Genomic DNA, 23,003 nt, shown 5'->3' with positions numbered 1-23,003 from the left:
GAGGCAAGTGAACCAAAAGTGCAAAACTGGTGAAAGGGGGAGACGCAATCTCTGCCTGAACACACGGCTTTTATATAAAAATTATATACATCAAAATTATCTATTATTAATTTTTCTATATTTTTTGTGCTTATTTATTTTGGACGTCATGTTTTGTGACCATCGTTGTCATTTTAACGCTCTTATTAGCCATAAGATAAAGGACTATTTATGAAAGGAGACGGTATTGATGACATGGGAGTATAAAGTTTCGACGGGGGTATTGAGCCATAATGGTGAGTTTGTTGCTAACTGCTACAGCGGTGCGGGTGAATCGAAAGATAAGCCAGAGTGTGAAAGTCAACGAAACAGAGGCCCCATTCCCAGAGGTATTTATTTTATTGCCGGGTGGAATAATCATAAAAGTGCAGAGGCCATTATTCTTGAGCCTATAGCGGGGACCAATACCTTTGGTAGAGATCATTTTCAAATTCATGGTGATAAAAAAGGCCAGCCGCCAGGCTCTGCATCAGCAGGTTGCATCATTATGAACGGCCAGGACAAGCGTCATATGATTTATGATTCGGGTGATACAATACTGGTGGTGCGATAATGAAGTATATTAGTGCGCTATTCTTCTTGTGTTTACCGATGGGTTTATTTGCCAAAAACCACACTCCTGAACAGATCTTGCAGATGATAAACGGCAAAGGCGCCAGGCATGTTGTTGCACAATTATATGCTAATGATAGCGATGAGTCGGAATGGTGGAATCATGTTATCCCAGAGATTAGCAAAGGAAATCAGAAATGGTTAGCTGTCGCGAGTGCGCTTGAGCCGGGCGTGGACGCCAGTACGGCTGAAGATTTAAAGGCGGCGCTTTCTGAAGCTATCCCTCATAATCCTGCAGGCGTTTTAGCCATTTTAAAAGACGATAAGCCGTTACTCACTATTCAACAAATCTGTGCTTTTGCCAGTTATCCAGAAACGGAAGCAGAGGGTAATAAGCTCTTTGTGGATTCAATCAGGGAAATGTTTAAAATAACAACCCCGCAGGGTAAAAGATGTCTCGCTGTTATGATCGCGACTGTTGAACACTCTGTTCCATTCGATAAGGATATGTAAATGGCCATTCCGGGATACATGTCATTAACTGACGATGCGGGTAATAGCATAAAAGGCAGTGTGAAAGTTAATGGTCGTGAAAACCAGATTGAGGTTTTAGGGCTCTATCATAACGTAAGCTATAATTCTGACCTGCATAATGGCAGAGCATTGAGCAAACGCCAGCATCGTCCCTTTCTTATTGAGAAGGAAATTGATGCATCGAGCGTTTTTCTCTATAAAGCACTCAGCACGGGCGGTACGCTCAGCAAAGCGACTATCGACCTTTACAGAATCAATGATGCCGGTCAGGAGGAAATCTATTTCACGATAATGCTGGAAGCGGTGAAGGTCGTCACGGTGTTTTCATTAATGCATGACGTGAAAGAGACTTACCATGAAAAACAGGGGCATCTTGAGCTTGTTTTGCTTCGTTATGAAAAGATTACCTGGCATTACCGTGACGGTAACGTTATTCACACGGATGACTGGGATTATCGGTTAGGGGCATAGAAAACGGCTGATAAGATTCTTTCATATCACCCGCCACAGCACCCACCCGCCAAACCCTATCAGCACCACCCCCGCCGTGCGCTCTATCAGCCACAGCGCACGGCTGAGCTTCTGCTGGACCGCGGGCAAACCCATCAGCGACACCAGCGCCAGATCCCACGCCAGCACCACCGTCACCATCCAGACGCCGCACGTCGCCTGCTGAAGCAGCGTCACGTCCGGCCCCAGCAACGCCGTCATCAGCGCCAGATAGAACAGCGCGTTCTTCGGATTAAGCAGCGCCGAGCCGAGCCCCAGCAGGATCTGCTTGCGCAGCGAGGGGCAGCGCTGATGGGTTTCATGCAGCCTCATCGCCTGCGGTTGGCTTCGCACCAGATGCGAGCCGATCCACAGCAGGTACAGCGCCCCGCAAAGCTCTATCAGCGTAAACAGCCAGGCAAACTGGCGCAGCGCGCTCCAGCCGATAATCACCAGAACAATATAAAGCGCGTTACCCGCGGCGATGCCGACGCACAATCCGGCGCTGCCGCGCAGTCGGTAGCGCGCCGCGTAGCCCACCAGCAGGAAGAAGTCCGGCCCCGGGCTTAACAAGGCGACAAAATGCGCCAGCGCCAGGGCGAGAAAAGCGGAAGGGAAGAACAGTTCCATAGCAACCTCGGTTAACAATCTGAGGTCAGGCTACGGTGATGCCAACGTTATTTATTGTCAGATATTGATCGGCCCGTCGCGTACTGGCGCGGCGTGGCGGCGGTATAGCTGACGAAAGTCTTATGGAAATGGCTCTGGTCGGCAAAGCCGCTCTGGTAGCCGACGTCGGCGATGTCGTCCCCGGCACGTAGCCGCGCTTTGGCGAACTCCACGCGGGAGATGTTGAGGAAGCTGCCCGGCGTCAGGCCGGTATCCTGCCGGAAGGTGCGGATCAGCGTCTCCTTGCGCAGCGAGAATCGCTGGGCAAGTTCGTCAAGCGAAGGCGGTGTGGCCAGGTCGGCAAGAAACGCCTGCCGCACCTGCTGACTGGTTGAGCGAAGCGCATCTGCGTTTTCCACGCGGCGGGGCAGGGCTGAAAGCAGCCTGTCCACGGATACAGGCGACATCATCTCAACAATATCCAGGTAGCGCTTAAACAGCGCAGGGTCGCGAATCACCTGTAACGCCTGAGGAATATCGGTGTCGATATAGAGCATATGGTAGCTGCGCGGTTGCCCGGCGACGGGGTTGCAGCTGTGCGGCGCAGAGGCCGGGATCACAATGAGGTCCCCGGGGTTAAGGATGTATTCTCTGTCATGGCACACGCAGCAGGTCTGGCCTTCCATAATCGCGCCGATAGAGAGCTGAGGGTGACTGTGGCGCTTGTACGCCTGCGTGCTCTGCCACGTGCTGCGCAGCTCAAGGCCTGAGGCGCGGTGAAAAGTCTGCCGGATGTGTCGGGTATCGGTCATATGAACTCCTTCTGGACGTTTTTTATACCACGTCAGCGAAACGTCTGGCAGCGCTTCATTAAGAACCTTCCGGATATACCCAACTTTACGTCCACAGCCAGTCATGTTGACTACCCTTAATACCCTAAGCGGTAAAACAAGGAGATTCGACATGGCTTATCAGACAGTAAATCCTGCCACTAACCAGCTCATCAAAGAATACCCCTCACATACCGACGCGGATATCGACGCGGCGCTGAAGGCGGCCGATGCGCTTTACCATTCGGACTGGGCGAAAGGCGACATCAATCAGCGCCTGCCGGTGCTGCATAAGCTTGCCGATCTGATCGACGAGCGCACCGAGGAGCTGGCGAAAATTGCCAGTCAGGAGATGGGTAAGCTCATCGAACAGAGCCGTGGCGAAGTGAAGCTGTGCGCGCAGATCGCCCGCTACTACGCCGACAACGCGAAGCAGTTCCTGGCCCCGGTGAAGTATCAATCCGAACTCGGGGAAGCGTGGGTGGAACATCACCCCATCGGCGTGCTGATGGCCGTTGAGCCGTGGAACTTCCCGTATTACCAGCTGATGCGCGTTCTGGCGCCAAACCTGGCGGCAGGCAACCCGGTGATCGCCAAGCATGCCAGCATCGTGCCGCACTGCGCCGAGACCTTTGCCCACCTGGTGCGTGAGGCGGGGGCGCCGGAAGGGGCGTGGACCAACCTGTTTATTTCGTCCGAGCAGGTGGCGAACATCATTGCTGACGATCGCGTGCAGGGTGCAGCGCTGACCGGCTCCGAAAAAGCCGGTAGCGTGGTGGCCGCACAGGCGGCGAAGCACATCAAGAAATCCACCCTTGAACTGGGCGGTAACGACGTGTTCGTGGTGCTGGACGATGCGGACCTGGACAAAGCCGTCAGGATTGGCGTGAATGCGCGGCTCAACAACGCCGGGCAGGTCTGTACCGCGGCGAAGCGCTTTATCCTGCATGAAAAGATTGCCGACGCCTTCCTGAGCAAATTCACCGAGGCATTTAAGCAGGTGAAGATTGGCGATCCGCTCGACGAAAGCACCACGCTGGGGCCGCTGTCGTCGAAAGATGCGCTGGAAACGCTGACCAAACAGGTCAACGAGGCGGTGAAAAACGGCGCGACGCTGCACTATGGCGGCAAGCCGGTGCAGCGTGAGGGGAGCTTCTTCGAACCGACGATCCTGACGAATATCTCGCGCGACAACCCGGCGTACTTTGAAGAGTTCTTCGGCCCGGTGGCGCAGATGTACGTGGTAAAAAACGACGACGAGGCGGTCGCGCTGGCGAACGACTCACACTACGGCCTGGGTGGGGCGGTATTCAGCCAGAATATCGAGCGCGCGAAGAAGATGGCGTCGCGGATTGAGACCGGGATGGTGTATATCAACTGGCTCACCGATACCGCGCCAGAGCTGCCGTTCGGCGGCGTGAAGCGCTCCGGTTACGGACGCGAGCTGTCGGATCTGGGGATCAAAGAGTTTGTGAACCAGAAGCTGGTGGTGGTGCGTCAGTAAGAGGCCATAAAAAAAACCTGCCAGCCGGCAGGTTTTTTTATGGAGTTATTGCACTTCGATCTTGTCCCAGCCGCTTTTGAACATGCAGCTGTCAACCAGCGTATCCCGGCGATATTCATTCGCGTCTTCAACCGTGTAGCTCGTGGAAATATCCTTTTTCTTTTTCGATTTGTCCGTTTTTTCCGAGCTCGAACCGGTCACCACGTTATCCGGGGGAAGATCGATCAGCGCCTGCGCTTCGCATTCCGTGAGCTTTTTATTCATTTCCGCATCGCTGACGCCCGGTTTCACCCATTTGTACTGGACGCAGCCGGTGAGCATCAGCGTGAGGCTCAGAACGCAAAGCGCGGTCATGCGGTGTTTCATCAGAAGGTGACTCCACCGCCTACATATGCGCCGTCAATCAGCGTGTGGCCAGGGCGGCCGTCCTTGCCATCAACGCTCACGTGGCGGTAGCCCACTTTCAGGGTCACTGGCGTAATCGGCGTCCAGCTTACGCCACCGTTGGCTTCCACGTAGTTTTTCACGCTGTTGTTCAGCCCTTCTGGCGCCACGTAGCCTTCACCGTACACGTGGATGCTGTCGGTCAGGGCAACGTTCACACCGCCGCCGATCGGGAACGCCACGCCGTTATCGCCTTTCTTCGGGCCGATGTAAATGGCTTTGGCACCCGCATTCAGCATCACCGGGCCCACTTCCAGGTTGTAGCCTGCGCCCACGCCGCCGGTCTGGGTACCGTCATCGGTGTTTTTAAGCCAGTTGCTTTCGGCATACAGGCCGGATGAGGATTTCCCCATCTCGAGGTTGAGGTTGGTAAAGTTTTTACCCTGCTCAATGCTGCCGCCCATTGCCAGAGCGGAACCCGAGAGGGCGGTCAGAGCAGAAAGAAGAAGGATATTCAGTTTTTTCATGTTTTATGCCTCGTCATTAAATTCATCTGGGGGCACCTTAACAAGCGATGTTTATGACTGCAAATGTGATGAAGGTCGCTGTTTTATGCTGATATTGTTAACTTTTTTATTCGAAATGTTGCATCGATGTTTGATTGTCGAGGTGTCAACGCGTGATGTTCGGACGTTTAGGCACCGTTTAATTTTTTGACTAAACATAAACTGAACGAGGAAGGGATAGTGATTAGAGGTGAATTAATTGGGTTTCTAATAATTTCCAGAAGTATTTCAGATGTCACATAATACAACACAACCTTACATTTCAGGGCAATGAATATACGTTCACCCGCGCACGCCGGTTGCCTTTCTATGTCATTTTTCTGACACGTTTATTCTTTACGTTGTTGGCTTCACTCACTGGACACTAACAATATGAAAAGAAAAATTATTCCTGTGCTTATCGGTTGTGCGCTCTCTTTCTCTGGCCTGGCTGCGCAGCCTACCGCTGAGCGCTATATCGTCAGCTTCCCTGACGGCTCCCATGTGAAATACAGCGGCGCGTTTGCCGATGCGTTCCCGAACGGGCTCCCGGTGGGGATTGGCTCTGGCCTGCTGTTTACGGGCAAGCAGGGCGATGCCCTGACGTTTGCGACCGTGACCGATCGCGGTCCCAACGCCGATGCGCCAAAAATGGGTAAAAACGAAGCCAAAATCTTTGTTACGCCGGATTTCGCGCCGCTCCTGATGACCATCCGCGTCCAGAACGGCAAAGCGGAGGCGGTTGATGCCCGCCCGCTGCATGACGATAAAGGCGAGATTAACGGTCTGCCGCTGCAAAGCGGCGTGATTGGCTCCACCAATGAAGTGGCGTTCAGCGACACCCTCAAGGTCCTGAAAGGTGATAACCGCGGACTGGATACGGAAGGCATTACGCCGGACGGCAAAGGCGGCTACTGGCTGTGCGACGAGTACGGCCCGTTCCTGATTAACGTCGACAGCAAAGGGAAAATCCTCGCGATCCACGGGCCGCAGGCCGCGGAAGGGGAAAAATCTATCGCGGGCGGTCTGCCAAACATCATCAAATGGCGCCAGCCCAACCGGGGCTTTGAAGGCCTGACCCGGATGCCGGACGGACGCATTATCGCCGCCGTGCAAAGCACGCTAGACATCGACGGCAAGAGCAAAAAGCAGGCGCTGTTCACCCGTCTGGTGAGCTTCGACCCGGCGACCGGCAAAACCGCGATGTACGGTTACCCTATCGACAGCGCGGCCTACGACAAAAACAGCGACGCCAAAATCGGCGACATCGTGGCGCTCGATAATCAGCACATCCTGCTGATTGAGCAGGGAAGCGATAAAAACGACGGGATGCGCAACCTGATTTACAAGGTGGATCTCAGCAAGGCGAGCGATCTTTCCGCCTTCGACAAGCCGGGCGAGTACCCGGAGTTTGATGATGAGAAAACCCTGGCGCAGCGCGGCATTACCCTTGCGGCAAAAACGCAGGTGGTCGATCTTCGCGCGCTGGGCTGGCAGCAGGAGAAGGCTGAAGGACTGGCGCTGATCGACAGCAAAACGCTTGCGGTGGCGAACGATAACGATTTTGGCGTGAAGGTCGCGATGCAAAACCCGGTCGAGGGCAAGAAGCTTAAGGATTACCGGGTGAACGCGGAAGGCAAGCTGACGCTGGATGATAAACCGGTGGAAACCACGCTCAGCGTGAAGCCGCTGAAGAAGCCGGAGTCCGACAGCGAGCTGTGGATTGTGACGCTGCCGGAGGCGATGAAATAAGTTTACCGCTCACCCCTCTCCCCACAGGGGAGAGGGGGATTGTTCGGAGCGCATAGTTAAGCGGGGAGGCTATTTCTTCAGCCCCGCAAACGCCGCCCGAATCTCCTCTTCCGGCAGCTGGATACCAATAAACACCATCACGCTGTGCGGCGCTTCATCGCCCCACGGTCGGTCCCAGTCGGCGCTGTAAAGGCGCTGCACGCCCTGGAACAGCAGGCGGTTCGGCTCGCCGTCAATCCACAGCATGCCTTTGTAGCGCAGCAGCCTGTCGGCAAACGACAGCAGCAGGTTCTCCATCACGCGGGAGACCTCGCTGATGTCCACCGGGTAATCCAGCTCCACCACAATCGACGCCACGTCGTTTTGCTTGTCGGACATAAAGTGGAAGCGCGGTTTTGCGGTGACGTTCTCTTCCAGCATAAAGCCGTTGGTGTTGAACAACTGAGACAGGTCGATATCGCCGTGCGTCACCGTATAAATCGGCGCCCGGGAGTTGATGCGGGTCAGGCGCTCGAGAAGTTTTTCGCTTTCGCCCGCCACGTCGGTTTTGGTCAGCAGGATGCGGTCGGCGTAGCCCACCTGAGACTGGGCGATGGTGAACTGGTTCATCTGATCGTCGGCGTGGACCGCATCAACCAGGGCAATCACGCCGTCCAGCAGGTAGCGCTGGCAGAGGATCTCGTGCGAGAAAAAGGTCTGAATAATCGGGCCGGGGTCGGCCATGCCGGTGCACTCAATCACCAGACGGTCAAAGTCGATGTCGCCGCGGTCGCGGCTGTCGAGCAGGTCCAGCAGGGCATCTTCCAGCTCGTTAGAGCGGGTGCAGCAGATGCAGCCGTTGGTCAGGGTTTTGATCTGCGTGGCGCGATCGCCAATCAGCTGGTCGTCTACGGAGACTTCGCCAAATTCGTTTTCGATGACGGCGATTTTGAAGCCGTGCTGCTCGTTCAGGATGTGGCGCAGCAGGGTGGTTTTACCGGCGCCGAGGAAACCGGTCAGCAGGGTAACGGCAATCGGGGTCATGGTCTCTCCTTTAGCAGCAGCGAACGCCGCCTTCTCCACTTCCGCCGTAGCGCGCTTCCTGACGCTCGCGGAAGAATTCGGTGTAGGTCATGTACGGCTTATCCGGATGGTTGGTCTTCATGTGCTCAACGTAGTTGTCATAGTCCGGGATGCCAATCAGCATTTTCGCCGCCTGACCGAGGTATTTTTTTGCTTCGCCTAAGTTACCAAACATAACGTGTCCTGATAAGAAAAAGCCCGGTGGCGCGCAGCGATCCGGGCCTACAGCACCGTTGTAGGGCGGGTCAGCGCAGCGCCGCCCGCCATTGTTTTAGTGGTGTGAAGAGGTCTTCACGCCGCCTTCCGGTACCGGCACGTACGGGGTTTCTTTATCCGTGCGGCCATCGATGTTGCGCACTTTCATCCAGGTTTTGATGCCGTAGAAGATGATGCTGTACACCACCACCAGGAACAGAATGCTCAGACCCGCGTTGGTGTAGTTGTTCACCACAATATGGTTCATGTTGGCAATCTGCTGCGCGGTTAAATCCGCGCCGCCTGCGGCAATCTTCTCTTTGTACTGGTTAGCCATGAAGAAGAAGCCTTCCAGCTGCGGGTTGGTGCTGAACAGCTTCAGACCCAGCGCCCAGGTGGTGCAGAGCAGCAGCCACAGCGCAGGCACCACGGTAACCCAGATGTATTTGGTACGTTTCATCTTCACGAGGACCACGGTACCCAGCACCAGGGCCACGGCCGCCAGCATCTGGTTAGAGATACCGAACAGCGGCCACAGGCTCTTCACGCCGCCGAGTGGGTCAACCACGCCCTGATACAGCAGGTAACCCCACAGGCCTACGCAGCCCGCGGTGCCGAGTACGCCCGCCACCAGAGAGTCGGTTTTCTTCAGGAACGGCACGAAGTTACCCAGCAGATCCTGCAGCATGAAGCGGCCCGCACGGGTACCGGCATCCAGCGCGGTGAGGATGAACAGCGCTTCGAACAGAATACCGAAGTGGTACCAGAAGCCCATGTCCGCCCACGGCAGCACTTTGTGGAACACGTGTGCGATACCTACCGCCAGCGTCGGTGCACCACCTGCGCGGTTCAGCACGGACGGTTCGCCGATGTCTTTCGCGGTCTGCATGATCTGCTCAGGCGAAATCACAAAGCCCCAGGAGCTGACGGTCGCCGCCGCGTGTGCGCTGGCCTCTTTCAGCTGGGCCATGATCAGCGCGGTATTTTCGCCGCCCATCTCATGCAGGTTAGGCATGGTGATGCCCAGACCCGCTGGTGGCGTGTTCATCGCGAAGTACAGGCCAGGCTCGATAATCGACGCCGCAACCAGCGCCATGATCGCCACGAAGGACTCCATCAGCATTGCGCCGTAACCGATGAAGCGCGCGTCGGTTTCATTGGCCATCAGCTTCGGCGTGGTGCCGGAGGAGATCAGCGCGTGGAAGCCAGACACGGCACCGCAGGCGATAGTGATAAACAGGAACGGGAACAGGGCGCCTTTCCACAGCGGACCGGTACCGTCAATGTACTGGGTTACCGCCGGCATTTTCAGCTCAGGGTTGATGATCACAATCCCGATGGCCAGCCCGACGATCACGCCGATTTTCAGGAAGGTCGCCAGGTAGTCGCGCGGAGCCAGAATCAGCCACACCGGCAGCAGGGCAGAAACGAATGCGTAACCGATCAGCGCGAAGGTGATGGTGGTGTCTTTAAAGGTCAGCGCCGGGCCCCAGTACGGGTCGTGCGCAATCACGCCGCCGAAGTAGATGGAGGCGACCAGCAGCACGATACCGATCACCGAGACCTCGCCAACGCGGCCAGGGCGCAGGAAGCGCATGTAGATGCCCATGAATAGCGCAATCGGTACGGTAGAGCAGACGGTGAAGACGCCCCACGGACTTTCGGCCAGCGCTTTCACCACGATCAGCGCCAGCACCGCGAGGATGATGATCATGATCAGGAAGCAGCCAAAGAGGGCGATGGTGCCCGGCACGCGGCCCATCTCTTCTTTGATCATCTCACCCAGCGACGAACCGTTACGGCGCGAGGAGATAAACAGCACCATAAAGTCCTGCACCGCCCCCGCCAGCACCACGCCCGCCAGCAGCCAGAGCGTACCCGGCAGGTAGCCCATCTGCGCGGCCAGTACCGGGCCGACCAGCGGGCCAGCGCCTGCGATGGCGGCAAAGTGGTGACCAAACAACACGTAGCGGTTGGTAGGCACGTAGTTCAGGCCGTCATTGTTAATGACCGCCGGGGTGGCACGCGTCGGGTCGAGCTTCATGACCTTCTGCGCGATGTATAAGCTGTAGTAGCGATAAGCCACAAGGTAGACGGAAACCGACGCGACCACGATCCACAGGGCGCTGACGTGTTCGCCCCGGCGTAATGCGACAACCGCCAGACAGAAAGCACCGAGGATCCCGAGTAAGGCCCAGGGCACGTGCTTCAGTAGTTTTTTAGTATCCATAGTAAGACCTGGTTTTTTATGTAAAGAAAAAAGGGTCAGGGTTCGTTGTGAGGAGGTATTGATTAATGCTGGAGCGATCGTGCCAGATCCCCGCGCGCGTAAAGGACGGTAAATGAATGAGTGGTTGAAAGTGCCGGGTGAGCGGTCAAAGGCGGCGACGAGCGGTTTCGGCGCGCCGCCAGAGGGCGAAATTATGTGATTGAGATCACTTGATTATTCGGGTTGCGCTCCACGGCCAGATAGCTCTCCAGCGTCCTGATGAGTTTCTCCTTCAGCCAGCTCGGTTCCAGGATCTGAATATGGGGGAGCCAGTAGAATAGCAGCGGCAGGATCTGGTTCTCGTGGGCCGCCTGGCAGCGCAGCGTGACGCCGTCCTGCTGCTCCTCCAGCAGCTCCTGTTCCGGCAGAAGATCCCGGCGCAGGAAGTAATGTGAAATATTATCTTTGATGAATATTTTCACCGCGAAAGTATCTTCGGACACCCAGGGATCGAGGCTTTTCTCCAGCAGCTCAAGAACATTTTCTTCGGGAGTGAAGGTCGTTTTCTGAATATCAAACCAGCTAATCTGGCTCAATGAGAAGGATTTCAGCCGGCTATTTTCGGTGGCTTGTAAATACCATATATTTTTTTTGTTAATGAGTTTATAGGGATTAATCAGGCGGGTTTTACCCTTATAAACGATCTGGCAAACATTATGGTTTTTAATCGATTTCTCGATTTTCGTTAAATGACGGCGAATATCGCGTTCTACCGTATGTTCCGCTTCATTGCCAAGAATAAGAATATGGTTTTCGTCTACGCGCGTTTCAAGCTTTTGCCAGAATTCCATATTTCTTTCAGGGAAAAAGCTGTCGGCATTCAGAAAGTTAGCCAGAGTGTGATGCAATCCTTGCCCACCCGGCGATTGTGCGGAATGAATCAGCCGATATAGACCGTTACCGGTATGTTCAACAATGGGCGAGAGGGCATTTAAATCCCGGTAGACGGTGCGTTCGGTAATTTTAAATTTCTCCATTAGCGCACCGCGGTTTACCACACCGTTTAAATGTAGCTCAAGGAGAATATCGACCAGACGTTCAGCCGAGCGGCTCCGCGTCGTTTTAGCCATAAGGTCATCCTGTATATATAGGTATGCGCTGAATGATGCGGGTGCACTGACAGGCGGCGTCAGTATTCAGGCACAGAAAATTTCTCTTATGGGTATATAACGGCGTGATTTAGCGGAAACCTTAGGAGTTTTTGCAGAAAGCGGCGCTGGCCGGAAAAAAGGCCAGCGCGAGGGGGGTCACACGGCGACTTCCGTCTCCAGCATGACCGGGTGGAAGCGGCGCCTGAAGTAGATCAGGCCGTGGCCCGCGTCACTCAGAATGATGTTTTTAATTTCAACCAGATAAACCAGATGCGTGCCGATGGTTTGCACCTGGCTTATTTCGCCTTCAAGGCTGGCCAGCGCGCCCTTCAACACCGGCTGCGCCAGCGGCCCTTTCTGCCAGCAGGAGAGGGCAAAGCGCTCTTCCATCGTCATACCGGTCATCCCGGCGAAATGGCGCGCCATGATCTCCTGCTCGTGGTTCAGCACGTTAACGCACAGCCTGCCGTTGCCCTGGAATACCGGGTTCATGGCGCTGTTGGCGTTGATGCACACCATGACCGACGGCGGGGTGTCCGTGACCGAGCAGACGGCGGTGGCGGTGATGCCGCAGCGGCCCGCCTCGCCCTCGGTGGTGACCACGTTAACCGCCGCCGACAGGCTACTCATTGCGTCGCGAAAACGCAGGCGTTGTTCATCTGAATGCATTGCAACCTCCCGCTGCGCTATTTCAGCAGCTTGTCCAGCATGTTGATATCGCTGTTGTTGTGCAGGTGTGGCACCGTCCAGCCGTGTTGGTCGTATTCGGACATACAGCGGTCGACCATCGCCATCATCTTGTCCATATTGCCGGAGCTCTGCGCCTGGCGCAGACACTGCAGGCGAATTTCATCCTGGCTGCCGGAGTAGTTAATTTCGTACAGCTCGTGACGGCCGCCAAACTCGCTGCCGATGGCGTCCCACATCAGCTTCAAAATCTTGATGCGTTCGACGTGGTCCATGCCGTTGGAGCCGCGCACGTATTTCGCCAGATACTGGTCGATCTGCGGGTTGTTCAGGTCCCGCGCGCTGGACGGCAGGTAGATCAGCCCGGAGGTGACGTTACGCTCGATGATGTTCTTGATCTTGGCGTAGGCCATCGGGGCCATCACGCGGTAGGTCTGCAGCGCGGCGTGATCCGGCAGATACGCACCGTTGACCCACGGGGTGGCTTCGGAACACATGGAGTCGCTCAGCGCCCAGAACATGTTGCGCCAGGCCACCACTTCGCCGAGATCCGCCTGCACGCCGCGGAACTCCAGGGTGCCGGTACACTCCAGGGATTTCTTCAGCAGGGCGGTGATGAAGTCGAGCTTCACCGCCAGGCGCACGCAGGCCTGCAGCGGGTACATGCGGGCGAAACCGCCTTCCATCGTCCAGCGGCGGCAGCGGTCGAAATCGCGGTAGATCAGCACGTTTTCCCACGGGATCAGCACGTGATCCATTACCAGAATGGCGTCGTTTTCGTCAAAGCGGCTGGAGAGCGGGTAGTCGTACGGGGAGCCGGTTGCGCCTGCCACCATCTCGTAGGAGGCGCGGGAGATCAGCTTCACGCCCTCGGCATCCATCGGCGCGACGAACATCAGCGCGAAGTCCGGGTTTTCGCCCATCACCTGCGCGGAGCCGAAGCCGATCATGTTGTAGTGGGTCAGGGCGGAGTTGGTGGCCACCACTTTCGCGCCGCTGACGATAATCCCGGCGTCGGTCTCTTTCTCCAGCTTGATGTAGACGTCTTTCACCTCGTCCGCCGGCTTGTGGCGGTCGATCGGCGGGTTAACGATGGCGTGGTTGAAGTACAGGCCGGTTTCCTGAATGCGGGTGTACCAGTTCCGGGCGTTCTGCTCGAACTGGCCGTAGAAGGCCGGGTTGGCGCCCAGCGCGCAGCCGAACGCGGCTTTGTAGTCCGGCGTGCGGCCCATCCAGCCGTAGCTCAGGCGTGACCACTCGGCGATGGCGTCGCGCTGCTGGCGCAGGTCGTCGGCGCTTTTCGCCACGCGGAAGAACTTGTGGGTATAGCCGCCGCTGCCGGTGTCGGTGCCCCAGCACAGCGTGTCCTGCATGTCCGGCTTGTGCAGCGCGTCGTACATCTGCGCGATGGAGGCCGCCGCATTGCGAAACGCCGGATGGGTGGTGACGTCTTTGACGCGCTCGCCGTAGATGTAAATCTCACGCCCGTCCTGCAGGCTTTTTAAATACTCTTCACCGGTTAACGGGCGTTTGGCGTCTGCGCGGAACTCTTCAGGCTTCATAGGGACCTCGTATCGGAATTGTGTTGTTAAATTTATGTTTTGTTTTTGTTGTTTAATTGAAGCCTGAGAGGGGCGTAACGTGAAGGGACGATTGGGACAACGACGGGTACTTTTCGGGTGGGTTGTGGTTTTGTGATCTGTGCGGCTTTTCGGCGGGTGGCGCTGCGCTTACCCGCCCTACGAACCGTGATGCGTTCAGGAAACCGGTACTTTCTGGGCCCGGTATGCGCTCGGCGAGCACCCCACTAAGCGATTAAAAAAGCGGGCGAAATAGGCCGGATCTTTGAACCCCAGCTGCCAGGCAATTTCGCTGACGGTGCTGTCGGAGAAGAGCAGCAGGCGTCGGGCCTCGCGCAGCTGGCGGTCGAAGATCAGCCGTTTTGGCGGGCGGTTGGCGAAGCGGCGACAGATATCGGTCAGGCGGGATTCGGTCAGGTGCAGCTCGCTGGCGTATTCCGGCACCGTCCAGTGCTGGTGGTAGTGGGTGTCGATCAGCTGGGTAAAGCGCTGGAACAGCTTCAGCTCGCCGCGCATGCCGCCTGACGCGTGGTCGTCGAGCTTCGCGTTGCGCAGCAGCAGGGTGAAAACCGCCTGGGCCAGCAGGACCAGCGTATGCTCGCGCCCGGGCAGCTGCTCCGTGGATTCACGGGCAATCAGCTGCCAGTAGTGCTTAAGCGCCGCCAGCTCGTCCGGCCTGTCGGCCAGCGAGAGGCAGATCCCCGGCAGGCCAAACGCCTCCCGCGTGCCGGGGTAGAGCACCTCAAGCAGCGGCCAGATCAGATCCTCGCGCACCGTCAGCACGTGTCCGTCGCTGTCGGATTCGGTGATAAACGCGTGCGGCACCGACGGCGGCGTGAGGACGAACAGCGGGGCCTGCACCGAATAGCGGTGATCGTCGAGCTGGAGCTCAATCTGCCCGGTATCGAGAAAGTGCATCTGAAAATACTGGTCGTGACGATGCGCCTGCATGTCGCGGCCAAAAAAGGCCGCCATGCGGGCGAACGACTGGTAGTGCACATCGTCGGTGCCCAGACTTTCGTCGTACTCCTTGCTGATATCAATGTTGGCGATAGGGCTCTGGCACATGATCGTTCCTCTGTTGATCCCGCTGCGTCATCGGAATGCGCGTCAGCACCAGCGCGCCGACCACCAGCAGCCCGGCCACAAACCACAGCCCCGAGCTGAAGCTGCCGGTCGCGTCGCGCAGGATCCCAATCAGCAGCGGGCTGACGGCGGAGCCGACGTTGCCGATGGCGTTGATCACCGCCAGCGCCACCGCGCGGGACTGCAGGCTAATCACCCGATCCGGCGTGGTCCAGAATATCGCCATGGCGGTAAACGATCCGGTTGAGGCCATGATGATGCCAAGCAGCTGGATCAGGCTGTGATCGGTCGCGGAGGCCAGCATCCATCCCGCCGCGGCGAACAGGTACGGCAGGATGGTGTGCTTTTTTCGCTCTTTCAGCCTGTCGGAGCGGCGGCTCCACCAGATCATCCCGAGGATGGTGCAGAACTGCGGGATCGCCGCCAGCAGGCCGATGACGATGTTGCTGCTCCCCGTGTTAAAGCTTTGCAGGATTTGCGGGGTCCAGATGTTGATCGCGCTCAGCGTATTGGTCAGGCAGAAGTAGGCCAGCGTGTAGAGCAGTACCGCCGGGGTCAGCACCTCGCGCAGCGTCGAGCGCGGCGTGACGGATTGGGCAATGGCAACCTCCTGCTCGCGGGCGATCATCGTTTTGAGCGCCTGCTTTTCGTCCTCATCCAGCCAGGTGGCCTGATCCGGCGTGTCGTTGAGGTAAAACCAGGTCACCACGCCGAGCACCACCGACGGCAGCCCCTCCAGCAGGAACAGCCACTGCCAGCCCTTGAGGTTCCACAGCCCGTCCATCGCCAGAATGTACCCGGAGAGGATTGAGCCGAGCATCATGGTGACCGGCATGGCAATCATAAACAGCGCGTTGGCGCGGGCGCGGTGATACGCCGGGAACCACCAGGTGAGGTAGACCAGAATGCCCGGCAGGAAGCCGGCTTCGGCAATGCCCACCAGCATGCGAAGGACGTAAAGGGTTTCGGGGCTGGTGGCGAACATGGTGCAGGTGGAGGCAATACCCCACACCACCATGATCCCGGCGATCCAGCGGCGTGCGCCGATCTTCGCCAGCATGATGTTGCTCGGGATCCCGCACAGCACGTAGGTGACGTAAAAGAGCGTCGCGGCCAGGCCAAACATGGTTGAGGTGAGGCCCAGATCTTTGCCCATCGTCAGCCCGGCGAAGCCGATGTTGATGCGATCGAGAAACGAGAAAACAAACAGGATAAAGAGAAAGACGATCAGGCGTCGGAACAGCTTGTGAATGACGCGGTGTTCAACGGCTTTATTATCATGGGCTTGCAGGGTAGAGGTCGTCATGGTGCGCTCCAGATCTTACGTTTAGTAGACGGATTTATTGTTATTAACTGACGTAACCGGTTGTTCGATAAAGCGTGCCGCCAGCGCTTCCGCGCCGCGGGCGAGCAGGGTCGTGTCGACCCCGACGGCGACAAACCGCGCGCCGAGTTCAAGATAGCGTTTTGCCAGCGGCTCGTTCGCCATCAGGATGCCTGGGGCTTTACCCGCAGCGCGTATCTGTGCGATCGCCTGTTCAATGGCGGCCTGCACCTCCGGGTGCTGCGGATTGCCGGCAAAGCCCATGTCGGCGCTGAGATCCGCCGGGCCGATAAACACGCCGTCGACGCCTTCCACGTCCAGGATCTGCGGCAGGTTTTTCAGCGCCTCACGGGTTTCGATCTGCACCAGCACGCACATGGCGTCGTTGGCCTGCTGCAGGTAATCCGGAATGCGGTTCCAGCGCGAGGCGCGCGCCAGGGCGCTGCCCACCCCGCGAATGCCCGCGGGCGGGTAGCGGGTGGCACGTACCGCCTGCCGCGCTTCGTCGGCGTTTTGTACCATCGGCACCAGCAGAGTTTGTGCGCCCACGTCCAGCAGCTGTTTGATCTGCACCGGGTCGTTCCACGACGGGCGGACCACCGGCTGGCTGGGATAAGGGGCGATGGCCTGCAGCTGTGTCAGGACGGTCTGCACGCTGTTCGGCGCGTGCTCGCCGTCGATCAGCAGCCAGTCGAAGCCTGCTCCGGCCAGCAGCTCCGCGCTGTAGCTGCTGGTCAGCCCCAGCCATAGCCCAATTTGCGGACGGCCCGCCTGCAGCGCCGCTTTGAATGCGTTTTGCATGGTTATCTCCTAGACAAAGCGGCAGCTGATGGAGCCCATGTTGCCGTAGTCGACGTGGAAGGTGTCGCCTCTGCTGGCGGGCACCGGGCGGGTAAACGAGCCGCCGAGAACGATCTGGCCAGGCTCCAGCTGCACGTCATACGGGGCGAGCTTGTTTGCCAGCCACGCCACGCCGTTCGCCGGGTGGTTAAGCACGCCTGCGGCGACGCCGGTCTCTTCGATCACGCCGTTGCGGTAGAGCAGGGCGGAGATCCAGCGCAGGTCCAGCGCGTCGGGCTTAATCGGACGGCCGCCGAGGATCACCCCCGCGTTGGCGGCGTTATCGGAGATGGTGTCGAACACCTTGCGCGGGCGCTGGGTGTCCGGGTCGACGTTGTGGCAGCGGGCGTCGATCAGCTCCAGCGCGGGGATCACGTAGTCCGTGGCGTTGTAGACGTCGAAGATCGTGCAGTTCGGGCCGCGCAGCGGTTTTGCCAGCACGAACGCCAGCTCCACTTCAATGCGCGGGACGATAAAGCGGTCGACCGGGATGTCGCTGCCGTCGTGGAAGAACATGTCATCCAGCAGCGCGCCGTAGTCCGGCTCGCTGATCTGCGAGCTGGCCTGCATCGCTTTGGACGTCAGGCCGATCTTGTGGCCCTTCAGCACGCGGCCTTCGGCGATCTTCAGGCTGACCCATTCGCGCTGGACGGCGTAGGCGTCGTCGATAGTGATCGTCGGGTAGTCGAGGGAGATCTGGCGGATCTGCTCCCGGGACTGCTCCGCCTGATGCAGACGATGGGCGATCAGGGTATGGGTGTGTTTATCGAGCATGGCGTATCCTTTATGCGGCTGTTGCCGGGTGGCGCTTCGCTTACCGGGCCTACGTTCGAGCCGTTGTAGGTCCGGTAAGCGAAGCGCCACCGGGCGAAAAAGATGTCTACTTAAACAACGCGTGCACGTTGTTTTGTTTGTAATTAAGCGTCGGGTGCAGCTCGTCCAGCTCAAACGACAGCGCCAGATAGCGGCTCGCCATCAGCGCCGCGAAGTGCGTTTTAATCAGCGCAAACAGCATTTCACCGACCTCTTCCCGGCTCTCCAGACTGCGCCCCGCGCCAATCTTCAGCGTCATATGGACAAAGGCGTAATCGTGCTTGCCGTCGGCCATCTGCCAGGTGTCCAGCCAGTGGGCGCGGCTGCGGATACCGCCGATAGGGAAGATGCCCGTGGCGGCGAGCGCCTCGTTCACTTTGGCGAACAGCCCCGGCAGGTCGGCCTGCTCGCGGATGTTGTCGGTACATTCAGCTATAAAGTGCGGCATGGTGGCTCCTTAGGCGGGCAGCGGGAAAACGGCGTTGACCTGGCCGGTGCCGGAGCTGGCGAACAGCTCGGTGAGAAACTCCACCTTGCCGTCGTATTTGTCCCAGCCGAGCATCCCCAGCAGCATCACCGTGTCGTGCATATTGCCCTCGCCGTAGCAGTAGTCGGCGTACTCCGGCAGCATGCTGCAGAATTCTTTGAACTGACCCTCGCGCCACAGCTTCACCACGCGCTCGTCCATCTGGCGGTCGAACTCCCGGGTGTAGCTGTTCATCCCTTCTTCCGCGCGCTGGTCGTCGATAAAGCGGTGCGACAGCGAGCCGCTGGCGAGCACCGCCACGGTGCCGTCATATTTTTCGATGGCGCTGACGATGGCCTCGCCCAGCCTGCGGCTGTCGGCGAAGTCGTGAACCGTGCAGAACGCCGAGATGGAGACCACTTTGAAGTGCTTATCCGCGTTCATGTAGCGCATTGGCACCAGCGTGCCGTACTCAAGCTTGAGGCTCGGAATGTTGTGCGCTTTGGCGCGCACGCCACGCTTCACCGCCTCGTCGGCGATCAGCTGGCCGAGTTCCGGGTTGCCGTCGTAGTCGTAGGTCATGTCGCGGATAAAGTGCGGCAGCTCGTTGCTGGTGTAGACGCCCGAAAAATGGTCCGCACAGTTGATGTGATACGCGCTGTTCACCAGCCAGTGGGTGTCGAAGACGATAATGGTGTCGACGCCCAGCTCCCGGCAGCGCTTGCTGATCTCTTTGTGTCCGTCGATGGCGCCCTGGCGGCAGCCGTGGTTTTTGCCCGGCAGTTCGGAGAGATACATCGACGGCACGTGGGTGATTTTTGCCGCTAACGCTAATTTGCCCATTTTCAGATCCCCCACTTTGGAATCGGATGGTCGCCCATGGAGATGCAGACGTTCTTCATCTCCGCGAATACCTCGAAGCTGTACTCGCCCCCCTCGCGGCCGGTGCCGGAGGCCTTCACGCCGCCAAACGGCTGGCGCAGGTCGCGCACGTTCTGGGTGTTGACGAACACCATGCCGGCTTCAATGCTGCGCGCCAGGCGCAGCACTTTGCTGACGTCCTGGGTCCAGATGTACGATGCCAGGCCGTACTCCACGTCGTTGGCCAGGCGCAGCCCTTCCGCTTCGTCCTTGAACGGCAGCAGGCAGGCCACCGGCCCGAAGATCTCCTCCTGCGCCACGCGCATGCGGTTATCAACATCCGCCAGCACGGTCGGGCGCAGGAAGTTGCCGCCCTTCAGGTGCGCAGGCAGATCGGTCGGTTTGTCCGGGCCGCCCGCCAGCAGGGTTGCGCCTTCCTCGATGCCGAGGCGGATATAGCCGGAGACTTTTTCCCAGTGCTGTTGGCTGATGAGCGCGCCAATCTGGGTGTTCGGATCGGTCGGGTCGCCCACGCGCAGGCGGTTGGCGCGCTCGGCAAAGCGCTTGACGAATTCCGGGTAGATGCTCTGCTGGATAAAGATGCGCGAGCCGGCGGTGCAGCGCTCGCCGTTGATGGAGAAGATGGTGAACAGGGCGGCGTCCAGCGCGCGCTCGATATCTGCGTCTTCAAAAATCAGTACCGGGGATTTGCCGCCCAGCTCCATGGAGTACTTCTTCAGCCCGGCGTTTTTCATGATGTTGCGCCCGGTGGCGGTGCCGCCGGTGAAGGAGACGGCGCGCACGTCGTGATGCCGCACCAGCGCATCGCCTGCCGTCGCGCCGTAGCCCTGCACCACATTGAGCACGCCCGCCGGAATACCCGCTTCGAGGGCCAGTTCGCCCAGACGGTCGGCGGTGAGAGGGGAGAGCTCGGACATCTTCAGCACCGCGGTATTGCCTAAGGCCAGACAGGGCGCGACCTTCCAGGTGGCGGTCATAAACGGCACGTTCCACGGCGACACCAGCGCGCAGACGCCCACCGGCTGCACCAGGGTGTAGTTGAGCATCTTGTCGTCGACCGGGTAGGTCTTGCCGTTCATCTGCTGGCACACCTCGGCGAAGAATTCGAAGTTGTGCGAGGCGCGGGGGATCAGCACGTTTTTGGTCTGGTGGATCGGCAGGCCGGTGTCGGCGGTTTCCATGGCGGCGATCTCGGGCACGTTCTGGTCGATCAGATCGCCCAGGCGGCGCATCAGGCGCGCGCGCTCCTTCATCGGCAGGTTGGCCCACTTCGGAAACGCCTCTTTGGCGGCGGCAACGGCCTGATGGATTTCGGTTTCGCCGCCGGAGGCCACTTCTGCCAGGACCTCGCCGGAGGCCGGGTTAGTGGTGTGGAAGTAGTCGCTGCCCGCGACGTTTTTACCGTTGATCCAATGGTTTATCTTTTTCATTTTGCCGTCTCCTCACTCACAATTCGGTTCACCAGGCGTCCCACGCCTTCCACTTCCACCACCACCTCATCGCCCGGCACCACGTCGGACAGCCCCTTCGGCGTGCCGGTGGCAATCATGTCGCCCGGCTGCAGGGTCATAAAGTCGCTCAGGTAGGCGATCAGGAACGGGATGCTGAAGATCAGATCCGCCGTGGTGCCTTCCTGACGCAGCTCGCCGTTAACGAAGGTGCGCAGGGCGAGGTTGTGCGGGTCGGGAATGGCTTCTTTTGGCACGATGTTGGGGGAAATGGGGGTCAGCCCGTCGCGGCTTTTCACCCGCAGGTTCGGGCGGTAGTAGTTTTCGAGATAGTCACGAATGGCGTAGTCGTTGCAGACCGTGTAGCCCGCAACATAGTCCATCGCCTCGGCTTCGCTCACCTTGCGGGCGGTTTTACCGATGACCACCACCAGCTCCGCTTCATAGTGCATGTACTCGACGTTGTTCGGGCGCACCGAGGTCTGGTTGTCGCCGTTGAAGGTGTTCGGCGCTTTGATAAAGACCAGCGGCTCGGTGGGCGGCTTGAAGTCCAGCTCGCTGGCGTGATCGGCATAGTTCAGGCCGAGGGCAAACAGCGTGGCGTGCGGCGGCGTGCGGTGCGCAATAGTGACGTCGCGCTCGTCCACCACCGGGTTTTCCAGCGGTGGAAATCCTTCCGCCAGAATACGTACCCGATCGCCCGGGCGGATCTCAACGCGGCTGTGCGGGGTACCGAGCAGGATCGCATCGCCGGGATTAAGGGTGGCGAACTCGCTCAGGGCGCTCAGCAGTTCGGCAGCGTTACGCTGCAGATCGGCGGTGTTCCAGTGGTCCGCTTCACGGCCGTTGATCTCGGTGATGATGGTCAGGCTATCCACGTTATCAACGGCGACCGGTTCGCCGAGCGGGCAAAATCCGTCGCGGCATTTGGCCTTGATGGCCGGGCGGTAGAAGCTCTCTTCCGGCAGGCTCACCTCGTTGGCCAGCGCATATCCGGCGATGTACGCCGCGGCGTCCTCCACGCGCACCTTGCTGGCGGTTTTACCGACCACCAGCGCTACCGTGGCGCCGCTCAGCACCGTTTCCCCCTGCGGGTACGGAATGGGGTCGCCCGCGCGAATCACGGTGTTATGCGGTTTGATAAACCACACCGCCGTTTTCGGCGGCGTGTTGTAGGGGGCTTTTTCAAACGCCTCTCGCCAGGCTTCGCGCTGGCTCTGATGGTTGAGGGCGACGGCAAAGACGGTACCTTTCATTCACATACTCCTCAGGCCGGAGGTCCGGTTTGGATTTCATTAATATGTTAATGATCTGGTTTTATGCTTTTGCTGATTATTTCGCAATCAGAAGTGAAAGATTTGTGATACGAATAACAATAAATTTACATATTAGTTTTAATTAATATTAAAATCAGAGGGTTAATAAACTTAGTGGGTTTCTGTTAGACTTTTTGACGGAAAACGTGTTGTTTATAAAAGCATCTTTTATGAATTGTTTACGTGTTAATGATGTGAAGGGGAGAGGCTATGCATGATTCATTAACCATCGCGCTGCTGCAGGCGCGGGAAGCGGCGATGTCCTACTTCCGACCGATTGTGAAGCGCCATAACCTGACCGAGCAGCAGTGGCGCATTGTGCGCGTGCTGGCTGAACATCCGTCGATGGATTTTCACGATCTGGCGTTTCGCACCTGCATTTTGCGCCCGAGCCTCACCGGCATTCTGACGCGCATGGAGCGCGACGGCCTGGTGCTGCGCTTAAAGCCGCTGAACGACCAGCGCAAGCTGTACGTCTCGCTGACCAAAGAGGGCAATGCGCTGTATGAGCACGCCCAGGCGCAGGTGGAGGAGGCGTATCAGCAGATTGAGGCGGAATATACGCCGGAGAAGATGAAACAGCTGACGGCGCTGCTGGAAGAGTTTATTGAACTCGGAAACCGACATAACGCAGCGCGGGAAGAAGAGTAAAAACCACAAATTTCAGGATGAATTTCGTAAAGTTTTCCCTTTCCAGGCCGAAAAT

The 23,003-nt window shown here is 58.1% G+C and carries 24 protein-coding genes; 6 read left to right on the top strand and 18 right to left on the bottom strand.

Going from position 1 to position 23,003, the window contains the following annotated elements; genetic code table 11:
• The first annotated feature begins 229 nt into the window (after positions 1 to 229).
• Genes LLF79_RS17135 through tssD form a run of 3 tightly spaced genes read left to right on the top strand, consistent with a single transcriptional unit; the run spans position 230 to position 1,596 of the window.
• Positions 230 to 592 (top strand): tlde1 domain-containing protein, encoded by a 363-nt coding sequence (locus tag LLF79_RS17135; RefSeq protein WP_008501321.1) that lies wholly within the window; start codon positions 230 to 232, stop codon positions 590 to 592.
• On the top strand, positions 592 to 1,104 hold the full coding sequence (locus LLF79_RS17130; protein WP_065102003.1) for a hypothetical protein: 513 nt from the start codon (positions 592 to 594) through the stop codon (positions 1,102 to 1,104). The genes LLF79_RS17135 and LLF79_RS17130 overlap by 1 nt, the downstream gene beginning before the upstream one ends.
• Entirely contained in the window at positions 1,105 to 1,596 is a 492-nt protein-coding gene (gene tssD / locus LLF79_RS17125) for a type VI secretion system tube protein TssD (protein WP_065102004.1), read from the top strand.
• Between the two features lie 21 nt (positions 1,597 to 1,617).
• Here tssD and LLF79_RS17120 read toward each other — a convergent pair whose 3' ends face one another.
• Together LLF79_RS17120 and LLF79_RS17115 are read right to left on the bottom strand one after the other, a co-directional pair.
• Entirely contained in the window at positions 1,618 to 2,244 is a 627-nt protein-coding gene (locus tag LLF79_RS17120) for a LysE family translocator (RefSeq protein ID WP_065102005.1), read from the bottom strand.
• A gap of 47 nt (positions 2,245 to 2,291) precedes the next feature.
• Positions 2,292 to 3,035, bottom strand: coding sequence for an AraC family transcriptional regulator (locus LLF79_RS17115; protein WP_227879959.1), 744 nt, complete (start codon positions 3,033 to 3,035; stop codon positions 2,292 to 2,294).
• A gap of 151 nt (positions 3,036 to 3,186) precedes the next feature.
• Here LLF79_RS17115 and LLF79_RS17110 point away from each other — a divergent pair, with 151 nt between their 5' ends.
• The gene (locus tag LLF79_RS17110) at positions 3,187 to 4,557 is read left to right on the top strand and encodes an NAD-dependent succinate-semialdehyde dehydrogenase (RefSeq protein WP_045371556.1); all 1,371 of its coding nucleotides are present in this window, start codon (positions 3,187 to 3,189) and stop codon (positions 4,555 to 4,557) included.
• A gap of 45 nt (positions 4,558 to 4,602) precedes the next feature.
• Here LLF79_RS17110 and LLF79_RS17105 read toward each other — a convergent pair whose 3' ends face one another.
• Positions 4,603 to 4,923: a hypothetical protein gene (locus tag LLF79_RS17105; protein WP_008501314.1), complete on the bottom strand. Its 321-nt coding sequence runs from the start codon at positions 4,921 to 4,923 to the stop codon at positions 4,603 to 4,605.
• Positions 4,923 to 5,468 carry a YfaZ family outer membrane protein gene (locus tag LLF79_RS17100; RefSeq protein ID WP_008501313.1) on the bottom strand — a complete coding sequence of 182 codons (546 nt, stop codon included), beginning with the start codon at positions 5,466 to 5,468 and terminating at the stop codon, positions 4,923 to 4,925. Before LLF79_RS17100 ends, LLF79_RS17105 begins: the two co-directional genes overlap by 1 nt.
• A 411-nt stretch (positions 5,469 to 5,879) precedes the next feature.
• On the opposite strand from LLF79_RS17100, the gene LLF79_RS17095 reads away from it, so the two are divergent.
• Positions 5,880 to 7,238: an esterase-like activity of phytase family protein gene (locus tag LLF79_RS17095; RefSeq protein WP_227879957.1), complete on the top strand. Its 1,359-nt coding sequence runs from the start codon at positions 5,880 to 5,882 to the stop codon at positions 7,236 to 7,238.
• 69 nt (positions 7,239 to 7,307) lie between these two features.
• On the opposite strand, the gene yjiA is transcribed toward LLF79_RS17095, so the two are convergent.
• The 14 genes from yjiA to hpaG all read right to left on the bottom strand — a co-directional run bounded on the left by yjiA (position 7,308) and on the right by hpaG (position 22,237).
• Positions 7,308 to 8,261 (bottom strand): GTPase, encoded by a 954-nt coding sequence (gene yjiA / locus LLF79_RS17090; protein ID WP_227879955.1) that lies wholly within the window; start codon positions 8,259 to 8,261, stop codon positions 7,308 to 7,310.
• 10 nt (positions 8,262 to 8,271) lie between these two features.
• Positions 8,272 to 8,475 (bottom strand): YbdD/YjiX family protein, encoded by a 204-nt coding sequence (locus LLF79_RS17085; protein WP_003856610.1) that lies wholly within the window; start codon positions 8,473 to 8,475, stop codon positions 8,272 to 8,274.
• Between the two features lie 96 nt (positions 8,476 to 8,571).
• Positions 8,572 to 10,725 carry a carbon starvation CstA family protein gene (locus tag LLF79_RS17080; protein ID WP_008501310.1) on the bottom strand — a complete coding sequence of 718 codons (2,154 nt, stop codon included), beginning with the start codon at positions 10,723 to 10,725 and terminating at the stop codon, positions 8,572 to 8,574.
• A 191-nt stretch (positions 10,726 to 10,916) separates the two neighbouring features.
• On the bottom strand, positions 10,917 to 11,834 hold the full coding sequence (locus LLF79_RS17075; RefSeq protein ID WP_008501309.1) for a YafY family protein: 918 nt from the start codon (positions 11,832 to 11,834) through the stop codon (positions 10,917 to 10,919).
• Between the two features lie 177 nt (positions 11,835 to 12,011).
• The gene (locus LLF79_RS17070) at positions 12,012 to 12,524 is read right to left on the bottom strand and encodes a 4-hydroxyphenylacetate 3-monooxygenase reductase subunit (protein ID WP_044597195.1); all 513 of its coding nucleotides are present in this window, start codon (positions 12,522 to 12,524) and stop codon (positions 12,012 to 12,014) included.
• A 17-nt stretch (positions 12,525 to 12,541) separates the two neighbouring features.
• Positions 12,542 to 14,104 carry a 4-hydroxyphenylacetate 3-monooxygenase, oxygenase component gene (gene hpaB, locus LLF79_RS17065; RefSeq protein WP_008501307.1) on the bottom strand — a complete coding sequence of 521 codons (1,563 nt, stop codon included), beginning with the start codon at positions 14,102 to 14,104 and terminating at the stop codon, positions 12,542 to 12,544.
• A 195-nt stretch (positions 14,105 to 14,299) separates the two neighbouring features.
• Positions 14,300 to 15,190, bottom strand: a complete 891-nt coding sequence (hpaA, locus tag LLF79_RS17060) for a 4-hydroxyphenylacetate catabolism regulatory protein HpaA (protein ID WP_008501306.1) — start codon at positions 15,188 to 15,190, stop codon at positions 14,300 to 14,302.
• Complete coding sequence (gene hpaX, locus LLF79_RS17055; protein WP_023345388.1) at positions 15,162 to 16,514, bottom strand: 4-hydroxyphenylacetate permease; 1,353 nt, start codon at positions 16,512 to 16,514, stop codon at positions 15,162 to 15,164. The genes hpaA and hpaX overlap by 29 nt, the downstream gene beginning before the upstream one ends.
• Positions 16,515 to 16,535: 21 nt before the next feature.
• A complete protein-coding gene (hpaI, locus tag LLF79_RS17050; RefSeq protein WP_063617508.1) occupies positions 16,536 to 17,333 on the bottom strand; it encodes a 4-hydroxy-2-oxoheptanedioate aldolase in 798 nt (265 codons plus the stop codon).
• A gap of 9 nt (positions 17,334 to 17,342) precedes the next feature.
• Positions 17,343 to 18,146 (bottom strand): 2-oxo-hept-4-ene-1,7-dioate hydratase, encoded by an 804-nt coding sequence (hpaH, locus tag LLF79_RS17045; protein ID WP_032675898.1) that lies wholly within the window; start codon positions 18,144 to 18,146, stop codon positions 17,343 to 17,345.
• Between the two features lie 106 nt (positions 18,147 to 18,252).
• Positions 18,253 to 18,633 carry a 5-carboxymethyl-2-hydroxymuconate Delta-isomerase gene (locus tag LLF79_RS17040; protein WP_008502110.1) on the bottom strand — a complete coding sequence of 127 codons (381 nt, stop codon included), beginning with the start codon at positions 18,631 to 18,633 and terminating at the stop codon, positions 18,253 to 18,255.
• 9 nt (positions 18,634 to 18,642) lie between these two features.
• Complete coding sequence (gene hpaD / locus LLF79_RS17035) at positions 18,643 to 19,494, bottom strand: 3,4-dihydroxyphenylacetate 2,3-dioxygenase (RefSeq protein WP_008502109.1); 852 nt, start codon at positions 19,492 to 19,494, stop codon at positions 18,643 to 18,645.
• Between the two features lie 2 nt (positions 19,495 to 19,496).
• Entirely contained in the window at positions 19,497 to 20,963 is a 1,467-nt protein-coding gene (hpaE, locus tag LLF79_RS17030; protein WP_219369257.1) for a 5-carboxymethyl-2-hydroxymuconate semialdehyde dehydrogenase, read from the bottom strand.
• Positions 20,960 to 22,237 carry a 4-hydroxyphenylacetate degradation bifunctional isomerase/decarboxylase gene (gene hpaG / locus LLF79_RS17025; RefSeq protein ID WP_227879954.1) on the bottom strand — a complete coding sequence of 426 codons (1,278 nt, stop codon included), beginning with the start codon at positions 22,235 to 22,237 and terminating at the stop codon, positions 20,960 to 20,962. Before hpaG ends, hpaE begins: the two co-directional genes overlap by 4 nt.
• 270 nt (positions 22,238 to 22,507) lie before the next feature.
• Between hpaG and hpaR the strand changes: the two genes are divergently transcribed.
• The gene (hpaR, locus tag LLF79_RS17020; RefSeq protein WP_008502106.1) at positions 22,508 to 22,948 is read left to right on the top strand and encodes a homoprotocatechuate degradation operon regulator HpaR; all 441 of its coding nucleotides are present in this window, start codon (positions 22,508 to 22,510) and stop codon (positions 22,946 to 22,948) included.
• The last annotated feature ends 55 nt before the right edge of the window (positions 22,949 to 23,003 follow it).

It is taken from the genome of Enterobacter cloacae complex sp. 2021EL-01169 (assembly GCF_020733125.1).
GTDB lineage: Bacteria > Pseudomonadota > Gammaproteobacteria > Enterobacterales > Enterobacteriaceae > Enterobacter > Enterobacter roggenkampii.
Note: the sequence above shows the minus strand (reverse complement) of the source record. Positions and strands in the feature narration are given on the sequence as shown.